Below are 20,147 nucleotides of genomic sequence, written 5' to 3'. Positions count from 1 at the left end.
TTCCTTGCATCACATTCTTCCCTTGATGCGCGGCTAAATCTATTCGCATGTCGTGAAAGTCGCCGGGTCTTCACCTTCGGCGATCTTCACCAATGCCTGGCGAGCTTCTGACAGGGTTGCAACCTTGATGACATCCAGTCCGGCAGGAACACGACCAATGGCTTCAGCGCAGTTATCAGCCGGGGCCAAGAAGACGGTTGCTCCGGCATTCTTCGCCGCCACCATCTTCTGGGCGATTCCACCGATTGGACCGACCTTGCCATCGGCTGAAATCTCACCGGTACCTGCGATGTGGTGGTCTCCCGCCAATGAGCCTTCCGTCAGGCGGTCAATGATCGCCAAGGCAAACATCATGCCGGCGCTGGGACCGCCAACATTTTCCAACCCGAAGCTCACATCGATAGGGAACTCGTATTCGTTGCCCAGGAAGACACCCAACTGGCGTTCGCCATTCTCGGCTTCCTTGGTGTTCACAGTGACATCTACGTCGCTGTAGACGCCATGCTTATCCGGTCTGCCAACGGTCAAGATTGCTGGTTCTGCACCGCGGGAATTCAGTTCTTCCTTCAGCTGTTCCAGCGAAGTGATCTTCTCTCCTTCGAATTTCAGAAGGCGATCCTTGGGCTCAAGCACTTTTTCATTCGTGCCGGTGGAGAACTCAGCGACCGTAAGCCACTCGGTAAAGCCCTGATCCAGCTCGGCCAAAGCCGCTGCCACAGCCAAGTCCTGCGATGAAGTCATCATGAAATCATTTTGTTCATTCTTCTCTTCTGAAGAGACACCACGAGAAATGATGGTTTCTTCAGGAACTAGATCCTTGGCCGGATTGACCAATGCTTCAAGTACGACAGGTATGGTGATTCGGTTCTGCCCGCCACCCTGGACGTAAATGGTCAACAGATCCAAGACGCTCTCCGAAGGGTATGACTGGGCTCCCTTGATGGAGACCACATCGTGCCCGTTGTCCTCGCCAAGAGTGTTAAACACTGGGCCAGGCGACCGGATCATGAAATTCGTCGGGAGAAACATCATGACGCCGATCAGGAGGAGCGCAACGACGCCGGAGCTGGTGCGTTTCATGGTTTTGGAACCTCGCGGAGTGCGGCTGGAATCGCCTGGCTCCAAAGTCGAGTCTTGTGGTTCCTGTACGTGCACTGATCCTGCTCCCGCCAACTGTCAAAAAATACGCGGATCCGTCCTTGCAGACATCCCCACCCTTAGCCTACTGAAGCCCTGGGTTTAAAAGCATCAGCATCAAGGCGTATTCGATGTGCCGAAAGCGAACTGAAGCCCAGATTCATGGGAACTATCAGCTACTCGCGGTAGTTTTAAAGGCATGGCACAGAACCCCCCGAATAACCGCCCTAACGGCGATGACGACGAAAACAATCCGCAGGACCCATTTTCTGCAATGTTTGGTCAGCTCTTCGGTGGCGGATTCGACCCGAATGACCTCCCGCCGCAGCTTCGTGATGCCCTTGGTGCTCAAGGCGATCCGGCTGCGATGCAGAAAATGATGCAGCAGGCCCAGGCCATGATGTCCGCGATGATGAGCAATAACGCGTCTTCCGGTCCGGTGAACTGGAAGCTTGCATCCGACACCGCTTTGCAGGCATATGCCAGCGATGATCCGGCGGTATCGGACGCGCGCAACAACGCCATCAGCGATGCGTCAAACCTTTCTGAACTGTGGCTGAACAACGCTACGGTGTTCGAGTCGAACGGCCGCTCGACCGAGGCATGGACTCGTAAACGATGGTATGACAAGACCCTGGCCACCTGGAAGCAGGTCACCGAGCCTGTTGCCGAGTCGGTAGCTAACGCAATCACCACCGCGATGAAGGATCAGATTCCCGAAGAGATGAAGGGCATGCTCGGCAATTCCGATGGCATGTTCCGCAATCTCGGAGCCAGCATGTTCGGCATGCAGCTGGGCACTGCGCTGGGCGGTTTGGCAACCGATGTGCTTGGCGGCACCGACATCGGCCTGCCTTTGGCAGGAACCACTCCAGGCATTATCGCGGCCAACGTCAGCAAGTTCGGCGATGGCCTTGAAATCCCTGAGCAGGAAGTCCTGCTGTATGTGATTCTGCGGGAGAACGCTCACGCACGATTGTTCAACCGGGTCCCTTGGCTAAGCTCCAAGTTGATTGGTGCCGTGGAATCCTATGCTCGGGGCATCCATATCGACATGTCGCGCATTGAAGAAGCAGTACGCGGTATCGATCCGTCCAACCCCGAAGCGCTGCAATCGATGCTGGGTGAAGGATTGTTCACCCCGCAGCGCACCCCCGCTCAGGAGAAAGCTCTAGAAAACCTAGAACTGACGTTGGCATTGATCGAGGGCTGGGTTGATCATGTGGTCTCCTTGGCCGCTCAGAACCTTCCATTTGCTGGTCACCTGCGCGAGACGATGCGTCGCCGCCGCGCTTCCGGTGGCCCAGCTGAGACTGCCTTCGCATCTCTGGTGGGACTTGAATTGCGCCCACGCAAGCTGCGCGAAGCGGCTGCCCTGTGGGAGCACTTGTACGACGAACGTGGTATCGAGGGCCGTGATGCCGTATGGGATCACCCAGATCTGATGCCTACTGCGGAAGACCTCACCGATCCCAAGGGCTTCACGCATCGCCGTGAAGTTGCCGCGACCGAGTTCGACGACTTCGACGCAGCACTGGGTAAGCTTCTGGACGGCGGCTTCGACAACGCTGAACCCGAAGCCGAAGGCGATGACGGCTCAGGGAATCCAGAGGATCCGAAGAGCTGATTAGATCGAAACCTCGAAGGAGGGATGTGCACGAGTGCACATCCCTCCTTCGTGCATTGAACTACTGTTCTTCGTCATGGCCGAAACCCGAAAGTTCATCTTGGGCCCGGCCCAATTCCTTGGCGTGAGCGTTGTAGCCTGCGTGGAATGCCTCCAAGAAAATATCCGCCTGCGCTCGGCGTTCGAACCGGTTCAGCAAAGCCTGGAACCTAGGTCCGTGGCCGGCCCGCGGGGCCACCAGATGCGCAAGCTCGTGGACTAGAACATAGTCTTGCACCCAGCTGGGCATATGCTGCAACGTGACCGATAAGCGGATGCTGCGCTGCCGATATGAAGCCGAACCCCAACGCTTATTCTGGTTGGCTACCCAACGCACGGATTGCGGCGCGGCTTCGCCGGCGAAGTACTGCTGGTCAAGAGATGCCGCTCGGCGCTCCAGCGCATCATCGGTATGACCCGCGGTACGTGCTTGGCGTCCCTTGCGATACTTCGAGATCATCTCATCAACGAAAGCGCGTTCCGTTTTTTCGTCCAGCGCTGCAGGGACTTGGATAATCAGCCGGTTATCGCGCCACTGGGAGGAAATGGTCTTCTTGCGCTTGGCCGAGCGCAGAACCCGCACTGGAATCTCATCCGGCGCTATGAAGTCGACGGAGTTTGGAAAAGCTGGCATTGCATTGCCCCTCTTTCCTCATCTATGGCAGTGGCCGCGGATCTTCCCGACCGCTCACTACGTCATCTCTCTAAGCTACGTCCTAGCCTGAACAGCTTCGGACCAATTCGCCAACTTGTGGAGAACCCTATGCTCGGCGCTCTCCAACGACCGCAAGCACCGCCTCGCCATATCGTTCAAGCTTGCTACGTCCCACCCCGGGAATCTTCGACAATCCCTGGATTGAATCCGGCTGGTGCTCCGCGATGGACATGAGGGTTGCATCGGTGAATATGACGAATGCCGGGACCGCGTTGGATTGGGCAACCTCCGATCGCCATTCACGCAAAGTCTCAAACAACGCTTCATCATAGGCAGCAGGGCACGAGGCGCAACGTTTGAGCTTTCGCTCTTTTGCACTGGTCAAGAAGGATCCACAGGTCATGCAGACTGCGGGCGTGATTTTCTGTTCGCGTTTGCGGTAGGTGGTCTGCTGCCTGCTGCTGGCTTGGCGTACCGATTTAATTCCATCGAGGAATCGTGATGGGTATCGGTGCGCGCGTCCGCCCGGGGTCCTTGCCAGCGACCAGGACAGGTACAGGTGCTTCCGTGCGCGGGTAATACCCACGTACAGCAGCCGCCGTTCTTCATCGAAGCCCGCTTGGTCCTTGGCATAGGAGATCGGGACCAGGCCTTCGTTCAATCCAACCAGGAATACAGCATCCCATTCCAGCCCCTTGGCTGCGTGGAATGATGCCAAGGTGACGCCATCCAGAGTTGGCGCGTGCTGGATCGCTGCGCGGTCTTCCAATTCCTTGACCACATCGTGCAATGTGGCATCAATGTCTTGTTCTTTTTTAAGCGCAACGACTTCGTCGGCCAGGCGAACCAGTGCCGACATCGATTCCCAACGCTGGCGCACCGCACCAGTGCCGCCGCTTGGGGCATTCGCCGAGTAGCCGTGCGAGGAGAGCACATCGCGCACCATCTGCGCAACCGGAGTATCTGCGGCGACGCTCAAGCCGGCCCGCAAGGCCAGCATCCCTTCCTTGACTTCGCGACGGGAGAAGAACCGCTCGGCACCACGCATTACGTAGGGGATGGAATACGCCGTCAGTGCTTGCTCAAAAGCCTGGGACTGCCCGTTAGTGCGGTACAAGATGGCAATCTCGGAGATGTCCTGGCCGTTTTTGAGCAGCCGCTTGATGCGCTGGGCGACTTCCTCGGCTTCATTTTCGTCATCCGTCGCTTCAAAGAATTCAGGGGCCGGACCGTGATCGCGTTGCGCGATGAGTTCCAGTGGTTCGGGCCAGGTCACGTTACGGTCAGGGACTTGGGATTCAATGCGCCGATTAGCAAGCACCTTATTCGCCAGGTTCACGACTTCAGGAGTGGAGCGGTAATCGCGTACCAGCTTCACGACCTTTGCTTCCGGAAACCGTGTGCCGAAGTTCAGCAAGAAGTCTGGGCGTGCACCGGTGAAAGAATAGATGGTCTGGGAGGCATCGCCCACCACGCACAGTTCGTTGCGCTGGCCAAGCCAGAGATCCAGGAGCCGTTGCTGCAACGGCGAAACGTCCTGGTACTCGTCGACGACGAAGTGGCGGTACTGCTGGCGTACACTGGCTGCGACTTTTTCATTGTCTTCAAGAATTGCAATGGTCAGCAGCAGTACGTCTTCAAAGTCGATAACTCCGCGGTCATCTTTGAGCTCTTCGTAGGTTTGGAAGATGCGGGCCATGCTCACTGCTTCGAGACCGTTGGGCAGTTCTCGGGAAGACGCAATCTTGGCGTAGCTTTCCGGGGTATGCATGGAGACCTTGGCCCATTCGATTTCCGCAGCCAGATCACGGACCATGGCGCGGTCGCTGGAAATGCGCAGGCGACGCGCCGCCTCCGCAATGAGCGGGGCCTTGTGTTCTACCAAGTTCGGCAGGGTACCGCCAACGGCCTGCGGCCAGAAGTACTGCAGCTGGCGCAAGGCAGCTGCGTGGAAGGTACGCGTCTGCACGCCGGGTGCGCCGAGCTGACGCAAGCGGGTACGCATCTCCGCAGCTGCACGCGTGGTGAAAGTCAGCGCGAGAACACTGGTCGGGTTGTAGATGCCAGTATGCACGCCGTGGGCGATCCGGTGGGTAATTGCCCTGGTCTTGCCGGTTCCTGCGCCCGCCAGAATACACAGTGGACCGCTGAGGGTTTCAGCTGCTTGCCGCTGTTCAGCATCCAGTCCCGCTAGCAAATTGTCTGCTGGCGGGTTGTCGTATTCGGTCACTTGCTCAGGGCCTCCGGAAGGGGTTCGCCGTACCAGGTACGGATCAATGCGTGGGCTATCGAGACTCCGCGCGGTATATCTATTGTTCCTGATTCCAGAGCTTCACGCAGTTCGGCTCGTGTGAACCAGCGAAGGTCCATGATTTCTGCACCATCCGGAACCAGCTCTTCGCTCAAGGCTTCAGCAGCGAAACCGAGCATCAGCGATCGCGGCATTGGCCAGGGCTGGGAACCGCGGTAGGCGACCTCTCCAATACGCACACCGGATTCTTCAAAGATCTCGCGGCGCACAGCAGACTCTAGGGACTCCCCTGCTTCGACGAATCCTGCAAGCACCGAGTACATCCGGTGCTTGAAGGTGGCGTTGGATCCGAGCAGCAATCGATCTTGGCTGTCGATCACCGAGGCAATGATTGCCGGGTCGGTACGTGGAAAAAGCTCGTGGTCATTGTTCACGCAACGCTGGCCCCACCCGAAGGTGGCAGCCCTAACGGGTGAACCGCAGCGTGGGCAGAATTTCTCTGAACGGATCCAATTGGCGATCGCCTGCGCTTCAACGAAGAGTTCTGCATGCAGTTCATTGAGCAGGTTGAAGCCTTCACGTAGCGTCGTCCAGCGCTCGATGCCGCTGGAGGTATAGTCCTCGGCATCAACGAGAGCCAGAACGTATTCCGTGCCTGATGCACGCCCCAGGTACACCTGGCGCTCGGAGTCTTTTGCGAGGTAGTCCGTGCCGTTGAGAAAGAAGAGATCAGAGCCGATAGTTGCCGCGCCACCACCACTGATGAGCAGCACCTTGGTGCTGCGCTGCTTAAATAGGCCAGGCAAAAGCATCGGGTCTTGCTTTTCGGTCAGTGGGCGCTCAATCAGAGACTGTCCGAAGTGAAGTCCGGTAAGTGGGGTTCGATAAGTTTCTGCCAGAGCCATACCTCTAACCTAATGCACATAGCGCTCCAGAATCTTGATGCTTGCTCAATGTGGATAGCTGTTGATCAATGAGATTCGTCGCAACTCTGAATGTTGCCGGTGAATCCCGCCATATTCCGTGCGTCATTCAACGATAGAAAAGGGAATCTCGCATACGGTGGAACTTGTGAAACGCACTGCCATGGAACTCGCCGCAATTGCCACCGCCGCCGTCCCCGGATTGACTCCGGTAGGCTTCGCGGCGCTGTCCGACGATGCAGAAGATTTTGACTCAGCATTGATCGTCGACGCACTCAAGCATCGCTGGCGCGTTCGTTCACCTCGGCATGACGAGGCAAGCATGCGTCTGGAAGCAGAGCTTTCGGCCTTGCGCGCTTTCTCCGCCAAGGTCCGCGCTTCACTGCCGTTTTCCTTGCCTGCCGTAGCCGGCACCGTGCGCCAGGGCCCACTGCGCACCTTTGTCTACAAGGATATGCCCGGACACGTTCCGACCCTCGATGAATTGGTTGATGTCGGCAGCAACCTGGCCAAGTCGCTGGGCCAGTGCATGGCTGCCATCCACCAGATCCCAGATGAAGCTGTTGAAGTAGCAGGCCTGCCGACCTACACTGCCGACGAGATTCGCCAGCGCAAACTCAACGAACTGGATACGGCCGCGGCTACGGGCAAGGTGCCAAGCGGTTTGCTGCGCCGTTGGGAACACGCCATGGAGGACGTGGCGCTGTGGCGTTTCAACGCTGCCGTAGTTCACGGCGACTTCGATGAAGAGCAGCTGCAGATTTCCCATTCCAGCATCACTGCAGTCAAGGGCTGGACAGATTTGCACGTCGGTGATCCCGCTGATGACTTCGCTTGGCTTTCGGCCATAGAAGACCAGAGCTTCAGCGAGCGCGTTTTCACCGCCTATGTCGAAGCCCGCGGCAAGGCTGCGGATCCGCACATCATGCGTCGCGCCGCGCTGGCCGCCGAATTCGCGCTGGCGCAGTGGCTGGTGAAGTCTTTGGATTCCAAGGACTACGAGCGCATCGCCGAGGCCGAAGAGATGCTACGCGAATTGGACCAGAACATCGCGGAGTACGGTGGCCAGCCATTGTCGGTCGTGGAAGCTCCGCGCCCTTTGGCTCCCCAGCCAGAAGCACCGGCCCAGAAGGCTCCGGAAAAGCCGGCCGCCGTCGCCGCGCCAAGCATTAACACCGACAAGGTCACTCCCCTGGCAGCGGAATCGCCGAACTCCGCAACACCCCGAAGCACAGCGTCCAATGTCCAGGCCGCGCCAGAGGAGTCTGGTGACCAGCCAAAATCTGATGCTGTTCAGGCTGATGCCAAGAACAGTTCGCCTGCGAAGGATGAACCCGCCTCCAAGGCCGCCGAACACGATAGTGATGCAGCGGAGGCCGAGTCAGCTGCCGCAGGGCCAATGAGCACGGCTGAGCCTGCTGAAAAGAACAACAAGCCTGTTGAGGACGCCGAGAAGTAAAGACTTCCCAGCGTCCTGAGCGGCTAGCCCTCGAGCTGTTCAAACGCGCTGCTGATCATCTGTTCCAGTTCTTGCTCATCGGAGAGATACTCCGCGTGGATCGTAATGCCCGCCGCCACATAGTAGAAGGCGGCCTTGATCTCCTCTAGCGGGATTCCGTGCAGGCGTGACCAGCCCAGACGATACACCGCGAGCTGGACCAGCTTGCTCTTCAGATCCTTGCCGCTAGGAACTCGACCGGTTTTCCAGTCCAGCATCAGCCACGTACCGTCGTCCATCCGGAAGACGGCATCAATGCGGCCACGCACAGCCACCGGACCCACACGGGTCTCCAATGGAACCTCGACATAGGCCGGCTGCAGCTTGGACCATTCGCTGGATAGGAACGCTTCCTTCATGGATTCAAGGTCCAGCGCCTCATCAAGATAGCCATCTGCCGGATCCTGCAGGTCTCCCAGATCAAGCATTGACGTCTTCTCGTAGAACTCTTCAATCCAGGCATGGAACGCGGTACCGCGCCGTGCAGCGAGCCCCGGTCGACGCGGCACCGGGCGTCGAAGGTTTTCCAGTACCCCAACCGGGTCCTCGGCCAGCTCGACAAACAACGAAGCACGCACATGCTCTGGTGCCTCGATGCTGCGCTCACGGCCAGCCAAGAACTCGCGCTGGCCTAGAAGTTTCTCGGCTTCTTCAGCCCACTGCCTCCCGAAGCTGGTCAGCGGCTCATGATCTGTTGGAACGGATTCGAGATCCTTCGCCACTTCCGCAATGACATTGCGCCGTGAATACGGGTATGGAGTCTTTTGCACTCCCCCCGTGACGACGGGGCCTTCCAATGGATCGTACGGCCACAGCGCTTCAAGGGGCGTCAAAGTGCTCGGGTTTTGTTCCGGCGCTTCTTCGTCCTTCACCCAGACCCCGATCTCCGCCTGGGGTTCCTCGCCTTCGGCCAGCGGAAGCAAACAGGTGAAGAATTCTGATGGCTCGGTTGGCTTGGTACGGGTGCTCGTCCAGACGCTGCTACTGCAAATCAGCAATGACTTGGCGCGGGTCACCGCAACATAGGCCAGGCGACGCTCTTCGGCAATGTGGTGGTCCTCTACCTGGTCCTTGAAGACCGATTCGGCTTCCAGCAGTTCCTTCAAGGCCGGCTGGTCGGTGTCCCATTGGGGCAGGTCGCGGGCGTCGCCACGGATTTCCCAGGGCAGCGCTTTGTCGCCGCTGGTCCACCGGTCAGACTTCGAACCCGGGAACACCCCGTCGTTCAAGGTCATCACCGCCACGATGTCCCATTCCAATCCCTTGGACGCGTGAACCGTCAGCAATTGGACTGCCGCGGGGTCAGCATCTTCGCTTGGCAGCGGTAGTCCCTTTTCCTTTTCGGCGGCCTGTTCCAGCCACATCAAGAAGCCGGACAGTTCAACGCGTGGCGCATTGCGGCAGTATTCGCGCACCACATCGGCGAAGGCATCGAGGTTGGCTCGCGCCTTGTCTCGAGATATCCACGGACGGGCAGCCACCTCGATGTCCAGGTTCATGGCGCGTTCGGTCTCGCGAATCAGCGTTTCAAGGTCGTCATTGGCCAGCAGCCGCAGGCCGGCGAGTTCATCGCGCAGAGCCGCCAAGCGCTCGTAGCCCGCTGCGCTAATGGTCCTGCCGTCATTGCTGGTCCACCCTTCCCTGGGCAGGAAGTCCAGTGCTTCGACGAGGCTGGCCGCATCATTGAGTTCGGCGCGGGCCGCCTCGGTCACTGCTTCTTCGGGGCTCTGCGCCTCTTCGCTTTCTGCCGGGTCTGGCTGCAGCCCGCGGGCTCGCCGCCGTTCCAGCTGGCGGGACCAATCGGCGAAGGCCATCAGGTCTGCGGCACCCAGCCGCCAGCGCGCTCCAGCCAATAAGCGCATGAGCTTGTCGGAGCGCAGCGGGTCAACCAGCACGTGCAGGTACGAGACCAGGTCGGTGAGCTCAGGGGTGCTCAGCAATCCGGATAGTCCCACGAGCTGGTATTTGATGCCCCGCTCAGCGAGCACCTCGCCCATGATGCTCAACTGGGTACGATTTCGCGAGAGCACCGCACTGGTCTTCGGCTCGGAAGATGCCCTATTCTCGGCAACAATCATGTCGGCTATGGCGTCTGCCTCGTCGCGAACCGTTGCGCAACGGTTGAGCACCACACGACCTGGCTTGGCATGCGCCGAGGAATCCAAGGGCTTGACCGAGACCGGGCCTTGATGCTGCGGCCCGCCGGCGGTGATGCTATTCGCTGCCGCGAGCACGTTGACGGTATTGCGCCATGCGATGGTCAGGTGCTTCACGTGGGCGACGTCCCGGCCTGTGTCCCGAACAATCGGGAAGACTTCTGGGAATCGGAACAGCTGTCCGGCACTGGCCCCGCGGAATCCGTAGATGGATTGGTTAGGGTCACCCACCGCGGTGACCGGATGGCCTTCGCCATAGAGTTGAGAGAAGAGCACCATCTGCGCGTGCGAGGTGTCCTGGAATTCATCCAGCAGCACCACCTTGTGGCTAGCCCGTTCGGCGAGCGCAGCTGCCGGCACCTCCTGGGCGATACGCGCTGCGTGGGCCACCAAGTCGCCGTAGTCCATCACCCCGAGGCGCTTCTTTTCCCGGGCGTACTCTTCAGCCAACTCAGCGATGGTGGCACGTGAAGCCAGCTTGTCGATGAGCTTGAGGGCTGCTTGGGTAGTTTTCTTGGGCTTCTCTGCGTCCATCGGCAAGGTGCGCAGGCGTGCCACCAGGTCATCAATCCACTGATGGGCCTCAGGTGCGGTGACCAAGTGCTCGGATGCTTCCGAACTGAAGGAAACGATGGCATCAATCAGTGTGCTGGTGGCACTGTTCAGGTGCTCGTAGTTGCCGGTGTATCTTTCCAGCACCGAGTGGGCCACCTGCCATGATTGGGCCGCGCCCAACAAGGCACTGTCTTCTTCAAGGCCAAGCCGCAGCCCATGGTCTTGGACCAGGGTGTTGGCGTAGGAGTGGTAGGTGGATACCACAGGGTCCAGGAAGTCCCGGGTTTCTTCTGGGCTGAGCAGACCGGTGGCCACAAGCTGCGCGATCTTGGCACGGATACGCACGGAAAGCTCTCCCGCTGCCTTGCGGGTAAAGGTCACCCCGAGAATCTCTTCCGGCCGGACCAGCTGGTTGGCTACCAGCCAGACGACTTTATCCGCCATGGTTTTGGTCTTGCCCGAGCCGGCGCCGGCGATGACCAGCATCGGTTCCAATGGCGCAGCGACTATCTCAGCCTGCTGCGCGGTGGGCGGAAACTGCTCGCCCAGGGCTGCGGAGAGTTCTTCTGGAGTGAATCTGATATTGCTCATGGTTCGGTGACCTGTCGTCCTTGGGCGCACAAAGGGCAGATTTCAGGCAGCGTGCAGTTGCCGAGGATCCCTGCGGCTCCCGAAACGTGCCGGGTGATGAATTCACTGTTTCCCATCAGCGAGGCAGCTTCGAAGATGAGCGCGCGGGCCCAGTCCCCTTCACCAATTGATGGTTGTTCACGGACCGAGGCGCCCTTGGTGCTGGTACCGACGTAGACCAAGGATGCGCCGGCTGGCTCATCCGGGAGTCCTGCAGTTTCCTCGTGATCTTGCAATGCACCGAGCTGGATTGCGGTTTGGTAGACGCCTAGCTGCGGGTGTTCCAAGGTTGCGTCCTTGGATGGCGCAGTGGAACCGGTTTTCAGGTCAACGACCCTCACCTTGCCGTTGGCGTCAGCTTCGACGCGGTCGATAATTCCGCGAAGCTGGATATGCGTGCCGTCAGGGGCCGGGACCTCGATCTGGAACGGCATCTCGCGAGCCACCAGTTCGCGTCCTTCTTGGCGCATGGTGACGCAGTAGGCGGCGAACTTCTTGAGCATGCTATTGGCACGGTCGAAGTCCCTTTGACCTTCCCAGTTCTCCAGTTTTTCCAGCTCTGGCCAGCGTTGATCCAGGATCTGCTGGTATTCGCTTCCGCTTGCATCGGGATGCTCTTCGGCGATGGAGTGGATCAGCGTACCCAAGGAGGCCGCGAAATCGCGGGCAGCGGTTCCACCAGCGCTTTGCACAAACCAGTTCAGCGGCGATTTCACCAGGGTTTCCACCTTCGACGGTGACACCCGCCGAGGCTGGTCTTCCGGGATAACCGGTTCATGGGTAGTCAGTTCGCGCAACCCCCACCAGGAACTTGGATGCGCTCCTCGCACCGGGCGCTCTGCCTGAGCCAGGCGTCCAAGCACGTGGGTGGCGTCCTGGTACAGGTTAGCTGCTTCCACATCGTCCGGCGCTGGCGCTGCCCCAAGGCCGGCGGCCCTGGCTCTCTCGGCGGTGCTGCGCAGCTCTGCCACCAAGGTTGGAAGCGAACGGATGCGCGGAACCGCGGTTGGTTCCCTGCCTTCTGGCCCCGGTGGCTCGACCAGATCCAGGAAAGAGGAAGGCTGGCTGTCTTCGTTATCGACCGCCGTGCAAATCAGCTGGTCTCCAGCACGGGAGACGGCATTGCTGAAGCTGCGCAATTCGTCGTTGCGGATTTGGCGTACCAGATGCGTTGGCGTTCGGGTGGCCAGGAATTCAATGCCATGCTCCGCGGCGTCGGCGAGCGCATTGGAACCGAGCAGCTCGCCACGGAGCCGGAGGTTGGGCCAGGAGCCTTCTTGCAGCCCGGGGATAAAGACCACTGGCCATTGCTTTCCGGCAGCGGCAGCGGTAGTGAGAACCGTGACGGTTTGCCCACCGGCAGCACGGGTTGCCAAGGAGTCCATGGGCAATTCCTGCTGCAAGATGTGCTCGATGAACTGCTGGACGCTGGCGCCGGGAAGCTGATCCACAAAACGTTCTGCGGCTTGGAAAAGCGACAGGACAGCATCCAGGTCATGATCTGCGCGGCGGGCGGCAGTGCCGGTGCCCAGGGCCTCTTCGCGCCAGGCCTTTGCCCGGCCCGAGGCCTCCCACATCACCCAGAGCGCTGTTTCCGGTGTAGCGGTTCCGCTGGCCAGTTCGTCTTGCAGCGCGGAGTACATCTTCAGCAGCCGGTTCAATCCGTAACCCGGCTTGCCCAATTTCTCGGCCATTGCCGGTTCACGCAGGCAGGATTCAAGCAACTCCTGGCTGGAGCGGCGTCCGCCGGCTGCGGCTTCCTGCTGGCGCAAGAGCTGGCGGATCCGGCGGATTTCCAAGGCAGTGCTCATCCCATAACGCGACAGCAGCAGGTTCTGCATCAGGAGCGGGTCATCGGTGACAGAATCGCTGAACGCCAAGTTCAACAGGTCAAGCAGCGGACGGACCGCACCTTCATCCTTCAATGGAATTTCGGCCGGCGGCACCTGCACGCCGATTCCCTGGCCTTCAAGAAAACGGCTGAAGGAGCGCACCTGTGAACCGTTGCGCACCACAATCGCAATTTCAGCGAGGCTGCGGTTCTCGTAGAGGTTCAGATGCACTATCCGCTGGGCAATGAAACGTTCTTCCAAGGTGGAATTCTCGAATACCAGTGCCTGGCACAGTTCGTGTTCCGGCACGTTCAACGGCTCAATAGCTCGTCCGCGCAAGCCTGCAGCCAGCGGCACGCGGCTGACGATCCGTTTCCATGCCTCGGTGATCTGTCCAGACATTCGATAGCCGTGGGTCAGTTCGAGGCACGTCGCTTCGCCAGCACTCGCGTAATTCTGTGCGAAACGATGCAATTCATCGGTGCGGGCACCGCGGAATCCCTGAACTACGCTGTCGGGTGCAGCGAAAGCGACCATGGCGCGGTCCTTGCCGAGCAGAGCCAGGAGGCGGTGCTGCGACAGGGTGGCTTCTTGCAGGTCATCCACGAGGATCAGGGCCAACCGGTCCTGTTCTGCGTGCAGGAACGCTTCATTGTCTTCCAGAATTTGTGCCGCCCGGGTAATCAGCCCTGCCGGGTCGAAGGCTTCGGCGCTGCCCAAGTCCAGCAGGTCGCGGTATTCCTGGTAGAACAGCGCAGCAGCGTGCCATTCGGGGCGGTTGGCTTGCTGGCCGAGGTCAGCGATGTCTGCAGGTTCCAATCCCAGCTCTGAAACACGGTCGAAGAACTCGCGGATTTCCTTGCGGAAGCCGCGAGTCCCTACTGCCAGCGCCAGTTCGCTTGGCCACTGCGGTCCTTCGGTGAGGCCTTCGGCATGGCCTTCCAGCAGGTGGCCGATGAGGGTGTCCTGTTCCGGACCGGAGAGCAAGCGGGGAATGCGTTCAAGCTGGGGCAAGAGTCCTTCAACGCGGGCACGGCGGATCAAGTCAAAGGCATAAGCCGACCAGGTGCGAACCACCGGTTCGGTGAAAGTCCGTTCTGCTCGGCGGCTGAGCTCATCACGGATCGAGGCAGCGGTCAGTCGAGTTGGCCCGATGATCAAGAGGGCCTGCGGATCGAGCCCGGCGTCAAGGTGCGCCACCGCGGTGTCGATGAGCAGATGGGTCTTGCCGGTACCCGGAGCCCCAGTGACCAGGACCGGGCTTTCCACCGAATGCAAGTGGCCAAGGACCGAGGTGGCTTCTTCGCGGGGCTGGCTTCGGGTCTCTTCCATACTCATAGTTGATCATCCATCTCGGACATTTTGGGGTTGCCCAGCGCCGTACGCAGCGCGTCAATTTTTTCCCACGCCCAGTCGTTGGGGTTCCAGCGGTATCTATTCATGTTCACGTGACGGCCAGGTGCTGCCAGTTCTTCTGCGATCCAGTGCCGTTCTGCTGCTTCGGCAAGCGCATCGGCCATGGAACCGTTGGAGCGGATAATCCGCCACCATGGTGTCCCTTCCGGCGCGCTTGCCATCGCCTTGCCCGTTTGGCGTGCTCCCCCGCTTCCGAGAAGTTCTGCCACGTCCTTGTAGCTGAGCACCGCCCCTGCCGGGACGAGTGCTGCGAGGCGATGCACCGCCTCTGAATAGTCCAGGGGCTTCTCGGCTGCGTCAGATGTCATAGCCCTATTCTGCCAATTAGCTTGCAGGACTCCACAACACGCAATTCGCAGGGCCGTCCTGTCCCGCCTTGGCTGTAGCGTTATATCCATGACTGAATGGCACAAGGGCCTGGCAATTGGCTTTGATTTGGAAACCACTGGTGTTGATACCAATACTGCACGCATCGTTACGGCATCGGTTGTCTTGCTGGATGCCGATGGCAAAGTGGTGAACAACCGCGAGTGGCTGGTAAACCCCGGGGTCGAGATTCCAGAGGCCGCGGCCGCAGTTCACGGAATCTCCACCGAGAAAGCCCGCGCCGACGGTGCCCCGGCGAAACAGTCCGTTCAGGAGATCTTGAATTTGCTGAAGTTCGCCTCGGAGCAAGCGCCAATCGTTGCTTTTAATGCTTCGTACGATTTCTCAGTGCTCTACAGCGAAGCCGTTCGCTACGACCTTGAGCCGTTTTTCCCGGGCAATGTGATCGATCCGTTCATCATCGACAAGCAGGTTGACAAGTTCCGCAAGGGGAAGCGCACCCTTGCGGCGGCTTGCGAGTTCTACGGTGTAGTCCTCGAAAATGCGCACACCTCGTTGGCCGATGCAGTTGCCTGCGTCGAGGTCGCTCGCCAGCTGGGCGAACGCTATCCGCAGTTGCAAGTAGATCCGATGGTGCTGCACGGCTGGCAGATCGGTTGGGCGAAAGAACAGGCAGAAAGTTTCCAGAAATACTTGCGCAAGACGAAGCCTGAAGCTGTTGTCGACGGCGCTTGGCCTATCACCGAGTCGTAAAGATTGAAATAATCAGCTTCTTGTGCCCCGTTTCACATGGGGTCAACAGGCCTCGCGACCACCATGCGGAAGCCAATCGTTCATTTTGTGTCACAAATCAACAAATTATATTCGAAGGCTCCCCCATTAAGGCCTCATACTAAGAATCTTGACTGTAATTTCCCCTTGATTCGGGCGATTTTGTTCGATGATGATTCAATGGAGGGTACTCTCTACACCCTTTGAGAATCTGAAGGAACACGCCTAGTGATCACAGTCAGTGACCTGCGCAAGGTCTACCAGCAAGACGGCAAGGATGTTGTTGCCCTTGATGGTGTCAGCCTTGAAGTCCCTACCGGGAAAATTCATGGCATCGTCGGACATTCCGGAGCGGGTAAATCCACTCTCGTCCGTTGCTTGACCTTGCTCGACCAGCCCACATCCGGAACCGTTGCCGTTAACGGCAAGGAGCTGACCAACGTCAGCACCGACGAGTTACGGAATGCGCGACGTCGAATTGGCATGGTTTTCCAGCACGCGAACCTCTTCGACTCGCGCACCACCGAGCAGAATGTGGCATACCCGCTGGAGCTTGGTGGCATGCCCAAAGCCGAAATTGATGCCAAGGTCGCTGAACTCCTGGAGCTCGTGGGCCTGACCAGGTTCGCCAAAGGGTACCCATCCCAGCTTTCCGGTGGCCAGCGCCAGCGCGTTGGTATCGCCCGGGCGCTGGCCACCGATCCGGATGTCCTGCTCTGTGATGAGCCGACCAGTGCCTTGGATCCGAAGACCACCGATGAAATCCTCGATTTGGTCAAGAAGCTGCGCGATCGGTTGAACATCACCGTGCTGATCATTACCCACGAAATGCACGTCGTGAAGCAAGCCTGCGATTCCGTTTCGCTGCTGGAAGGCGGCAAGATCGTGGAGCACGGCAATATCGAACAGGTCATCACCAACGCCGAAGGCACTTTGGCTTCCACGTTGCTCCCGCTTCCGGGCGACGCACCACGCATCGAGGGCGAAGGACCGATCCTGGACCTGCTCTACACCGGCGGCCAGGCGACCCAGCCTGTCATCTCTTCCATTGCCCGCTTGTTCAATACCGATGTCAATGTCTTGGCTGGTTCGGTCGAGCAGCTTGGCAACCAGCAGTACGCGCACTTGCGCCTGCAGCTGGCTCCCGACGCGGATCTGGATGCAATCGTGAACCACCTGAAGTCCACCGGCATCGCCGTAACCGTGAAGGGAGCCAAGTAAGCAATGGATTTCTTCACCCCCACCGTACTCAAGGCCGTAGGCCAAGCGACCGTCGAAACCCTGCAGATGGTCTTGATCTCAGGTGTGATCACCGTGATCATCGGACTGTTGCTGGGTATCTTGCTGCATGTCACTGGCAAAGGCGGACTGGCGCCGGTCCGCTGGCTAAACGCGATTCTCTCCACGGTGATCGTGAACATCACCCGTTCCGTCCCGTTCGCCATCTTAATGGTCGCCCTGATTCCGTTCGCCGCGATGCTCATCGGCACCGCGCTGGGCCCGATCGCTGCCTCGGTCTCTTTGACCATCGGCACGGTCCCATTTTTCGCCCGCCTGGTGGAAACCGCCTTGCGCGATGTTTCCGCTGGCAAGGTCGATGCCGCGCTGGTGATGGGTTCCACCAAGCTGCAAACCATTCGCAAGGTCCTGGTGCCTGAAGCCATGCCCGGCATCATTTCGGCCGTCACCACCACTCTGGTGACCTTGATCGGCTACTCCGCGATGGCTGGCTTGGTAGGCGGTGGCGGTTTGGGTCGTCTGGCCTACAACTACGGCTACGTCCGCTACAACATGCCCATCATGCTTGCGACCATCGTGATTATCGTGATCATGGTCCAGCTGGTGCAGGTCATCGGTGATGCGATCGCCCGCAAGGTCGATCACCGCTAGTCAAAACTTCCGCCGGTCTATCCGGCGGAGCCGTGGAACCGCTGAGGACACGGCAAATCCACTCGCATCGTGCCTCACGGCTCTACCTAAGGAAAGACAAGTTATGCGCAAGAAACTCGCACTCGCCATCACCGGTGTTGCCACCGCATTCGCCCTGACTGCTTGCGGCAGCAGCGAACCAACTGCTGATGCTGCAGCGACCCTGGATCCGGCAAACCCTACGGTTATCAAGGTAGGCGCCAGCCCGGTCCCACAGGCAGACATCCTGAACTTCATCGATGAGAACTTGGCGAAGGAAGCCGGCATCGACTTGGAAGTCATGGAGATCGATGACTACGTCACCCCGAACACCGGACTTGCCGACGGCTCGCTGGATGCCAACTACTTCCAGACCGAGGCCTACCTGGCTACCGAGATGAAGGAAAAGGGCTACGAGTTCGCGCACGGCGCTGGCGTTCATGTGGAGCCAATGACCGTCTTCTCGAAGAAGTTCAAGGACGCCAAGGACGTCGCAGAAGGCACCAAGGTACTGCTGAACAACGACCCGGTGAATCAGATCCGCGGCATGCGCGTCCTGGAAGAAGCAGGGCTGCTGCAGAACCTCAGCGATGATGATTCCCTGCTGACCGTCAACGGCAACGCGGACAAGAACCCGCTGAACCTCGAAATCACTGACGCCAACGCCGAGCAGGTCGTCCAGTACTACAAGTCCGATGATTCCATCGGCTTGGCGGTCATCAACGGCAACTACATCGTCCAGGCCAAGCTGGACAAAGCAGAGATGCTTGCCCAGGAGTCGGGCGCGAACAACCCCAACGCCAACTTCCTGACCTGGCGCGACGGCGAAGAGACCCCGGCTGTTGCGAAGCTTGAAGAGCTGTTGCACTCCGATGAGGTCCGCGATTACATCGAGAAGACCTGGACCGACGGCAGCGTTATCGCCGCTTTCTAATCCGGTTTCCAGCCACGGGGCATTCCCGAACGCTTGAACCTTGACTGCCCGAGTTCCGTATACGGAACTCGGGCAGTTCCGTTTCCCACCGTCTTTCCAGGCTTAAATGAGCCAGGGCCAGGCAAGCACCTCACGGTGCCTGCCTGGCCCTGGCTGTTGCCCTCGGGAGCCTGCAATTAGGCCGTGGCGGCCGCAGCGGCCCGGGCAGCTGCTGGGAGGGCCGCGAAGATCTTCTCCATTGCGGCATCATCATGGGCCGCCGAGACGAACCATGCTTCGAAGACGCTTGGCGGCAGGTACACCCCGGAGTCCAGCATCGAGTGGAAGAACGGTGCATAGCGGAAGGCTTCCTGCCCCTGCGCGTCAGCGTAGTTGCGCACTCCCCTTTCGGAGGTGCCGAAAGCTACCGAGAACAAGGTACCGGCGCGCTGGATCGAGTGGTCCAGGCCAGCAGCATTGAAGGATTCGGTGATGGCACCCTGCAGCGCCTCGGACTGCTTGGCCAGGTGCGCGTAGACGTCCTCGGTCGCGTGGGTCAGCTGGGCGATGCCGGCAGCCATCGCTACCGGGTTGCCCGACAGCGTGCCTGCCTGGTAGACCGGACCCAATGGTGCCAGGTAGTCCATGACCTCAGCGCGTCCGCCCAGGGCCGCGGTGGGCAAACCGCCGCCGATGACCTTGCCGAAGGTGTAGAGGTCTGCGTTCCAGCCCTCTTCCTTGCCGGTCAGGCCCCAGTAGCCCGATGAGGAAGCGCGGAAGCCGGTGAGGACCTCGTCGAGGATCAGCAGCGCGCCGTGCTTGGCGGTAGTTTCCTTCAGGAACTTGTTGAATCCGTCCTCTGGAACTACGACACCCATGTTGCACGGAGCAGATTCGGTAATCACCGCAGCGATATTCGCACCGTGCTCGGCGAAGGCCGCCTCGATGGCGGCGCGGTCGTTATAGGGCAGCACCAAGGTCTCTGCTGCCGTGGCAGCGGTCACGCCGGCGGAACCTGGCAAGGCCAGGGTGGCAACACCCGAGCCGGCGTCGGCCAGCAGGCCATCGAGGTGGCCGTGGTAGCAGCCGGAGAACTTGATGACAAGGTCACGGCCGGTGTAGCCGCGGGCCAGGCGGACGGCGGTCATGGTGGCTTCGGTGCCGGTGGAGACCATGCGCACGCGTTCCACCCCGCCCATGCGGGACTTGATCAGCGCGCCGAGCTTGGCCTCATCCGGAGTGGATGCGCCGAAGGACAAACCGCGGTCCACGGCCGCGTGCACGGCAGCCTGGATCTCCGGGTGGGCGTGGCCCAGCAGTGCCGGACCCCATGAGCACACCAGGTCGACATACTCCTTGCCGTCGGCGTCGGTCAGGTATGCGCCCTTGGCGCCGACCATGAATGGAGGAACACCGCCGACCGAACCGAAGGCGCGCACCGGGGAGTTCACGCCACCTGGCATGACTTCGCGGGCTTCGGCGAAAAGCTTTTCAGAGTTCGACATGTTA

The 20,147-nt window shown here is 59.7% G+C and carries 14 protein-coding genes; 6 read left to right on the top strand and 8 right to left on the bottom strand.

Features of this window, described 5'->3' with window-relative positions; genetic code table 11:
- Positions 1–39 precede the first annotated feature (39 nt).
- Positions 40–987, bottom strand: coding sequence for a YlbL family protein (locus tag M2368_RS01700; RefSeq protein WP_498723955.1), 948 nt, complete (start codon positions 985–987; stop codon positions 40–42).
- Between the two features lie 349 nt (positions 988–1,336).
- Between M2368_RS01700 and M2368_RS01695 the strand changes: the two genes are divergently transcribed.
- On the top strand, positions 1,337–2,764 hold the full coding sequence (locus tag M2368_RS01695) for a zinc-dependent metalloprotease (RefSeq protein WP_498723954.1): 1,428 nt from the start codon (positions 1,337–1,339) through the stop codon (positions 2,762–2,764).
- A 61-nt stretch (positions 2,765–2,825) separates the two neighbouring features.
- Here the strand turns inward: M2368_RS01695 and M2368_RS01690 are convergent, their stop codons facing one another.
- The 3 genes from M2368_RS01690 to nudC form a co-directional block, all read right to left on the bottom strand.
- Entirely contained in the window at positions 2,826–3,437 is a 612-nt protein-coding gene (locus M2368_RS01690; protein ID WP_498723953.1) for a M48 family metallopeptidase, read from the bottom strand.
- A gap of 127 nt (positions 3,438–3,564) precedes the next feature.
- Positions 3,565–5,688, bottom strand: a complete 2,124-nt coding sequence (locus tag M2368_RS01685; protein WP_498723952.1) for an ATP-dependent DNA helicase UvrD2 — start codon at positions 5,686–5,688, stop codon at positions 3,565–3,567.
- Complete coding sequence (gene nudC / locus M2368_RS01680; protein ID WP_498723951.1) at positions 5,685–6,521, bottom strand: NAD(+) diphosphatase; 837 nt, start codon at positions 6,519–6,521, stop codon at positions 5,685–5,687. The genes M2368_RS01685 and nudC overlap by 4 nt, the downstream gene beginning before the upstream one ends.
- Positions 6,522–6,771: 250 nt before the next feature.
- Between nudC and M2368_RS01675 the strand changes: the two genes are divergently transcribed.
- Entirely contained in the window at positions 6,772–8,091 is a 1,320-nt protein-coding gene (locus M2368_RS01675; RefSeq protein ID WP_498723950.1) for a phosphotransferase, read from the top strand.
- A gap of 23 nt (positions 8,092–8,114) precedes the next feature.
- Here M2368_RS01675 and M2368_RS01670 read toward each other — a convergent pair whose 3' ends face one another.
- Genes M2368_RS01670 through M2368_RS01660 form a run of 3 tightly spaced genes read right to left on the bottom strand, consistent with a single transcriptional unit; the run spans position 8,115 to position 15,027 of the window.
- Positions 8,115–11,432 (bottom strand): ATP-dependent helicase, encoded by a 3,318-nt coding sequence (locus tag M2368_RS01670; protein ID WP_498723949.1) that lies wholly within the window; start codon positions 11,430–11,432, stop codon positions 8,115–8,117.
- Positions 11,429–14,641, bottom strand: a complete 3,213-nt coding sequence (locus tag M2368_RS01665) for an ATP-dependent helicase (protein WP_498723948.1) — start codon at positions 14,639–14,641, stop codon at positions 11,429–11,431. The genes M2368_RS01670 and M2368_RS01665 overlap by 4 nt, the downstream gene beginning before the upstream one ends.
- Entirely contained in the window at positions 14,638–15,027 is a 390-nt protein-coding gene (locus tag M2368_RS01660; RefSeq protein ID WP_166650728.1) for an MGMT family protein, read from the bottom strand. The genes M2368_RS01665 and M2368_RS01660 overlap by 4 nt, the downstream gene beginning before the upstream one ends.
- Before the next feature lie 88 nt (positions 15,028–15,115).
- Between M2368_RS01660 and M2368_RS01655 the strand changes: the two genes are divergently transcribed.
- The 4 genes from M2368_RS01655 to M2368_RS01640 all read left to right on the top strand — a co-directional run bounded on the left by M2368_RS01655 (position 15,116) and on the right by M2368_RS01640 (position 18,659).
- Positions 15,116–15,799, top strand: a complete 684-nt coding sequence (locus M2368_RS01655; protein WP_105657505.1) for a 3'-5' exonuclease — start codon at positions 15,116–15,118, stop codon at positions 15,797–15,799.
- Positions 15,800–16,045: 246 nt separating this feature from the next.
- The gene (locus M2368_RS01650) at positions 16,046–17,038 is read left to right on the top strand and encodes a methionine ABC transporter ATP-binding protein (RefSeq protein WP_105657506.1); all 993 of its coding nucleotides are present in this window, start codon (positions 16,046–16,048) and stop codon (positions 17,036–17,038) included.
- Positions 17,039–17,041: 3 nt separating this feature from the next.
- The gene (locus M2368_RS01645) at positions 17,042–17,707 is read left to right on the top strand and encodes a methionine ABC transporter permease (protein WP_105657507.1); all 666 of its coding nucleotides are present in this window, start codon (positions 17,042–17,044) and stop codon (positions 17,705–17,707) included.
- Positions 17,708–17,810: 103 nt separating this feature from the next.
- A complete protein-coding gene (locus tag M2368_RS01640; protein WP_105657508.1) occupies positions 17,811–18,659 on the top strand; it encodes a MetQ/NlpA family ABC transporter substrate-binding protein in 849 nt (282 codons plus the stop codon).
- 176 nt (positions 18,660–18,835) lie between these two features.
- On the opposite strand, the gene hemL is transcribed toward M2368_RS01640, so the two are convergent.
- A complete protein-coding gene (gene hemL, locus M2368_RS01635) occupies positions 18,836–20,143 on the bottom strand; it encodes a glutamate-1-semialdehyde 2,1-aminomutase (RefSeq protein WP_400288341.1) in 1,308 nt (435 codons plus the stop codon).
- Between the last annotated feature and the right edge of the window lie 4 nt (positions 20,144–20,147).

The organism is Arthrobacter sp. JUb119 (assembly GCF_024807995.1).
Lineage (GTDB): Bacteria > Actinomycetota > Actinomycetes > Actinomycetales > Micrococcaceae > Glutamicibacter.
The sequence above is the reverse complement of the archived record's forward strand: the minus strand, read 5'-3'. Positions and strand labels throughout refer to the sequence as shown.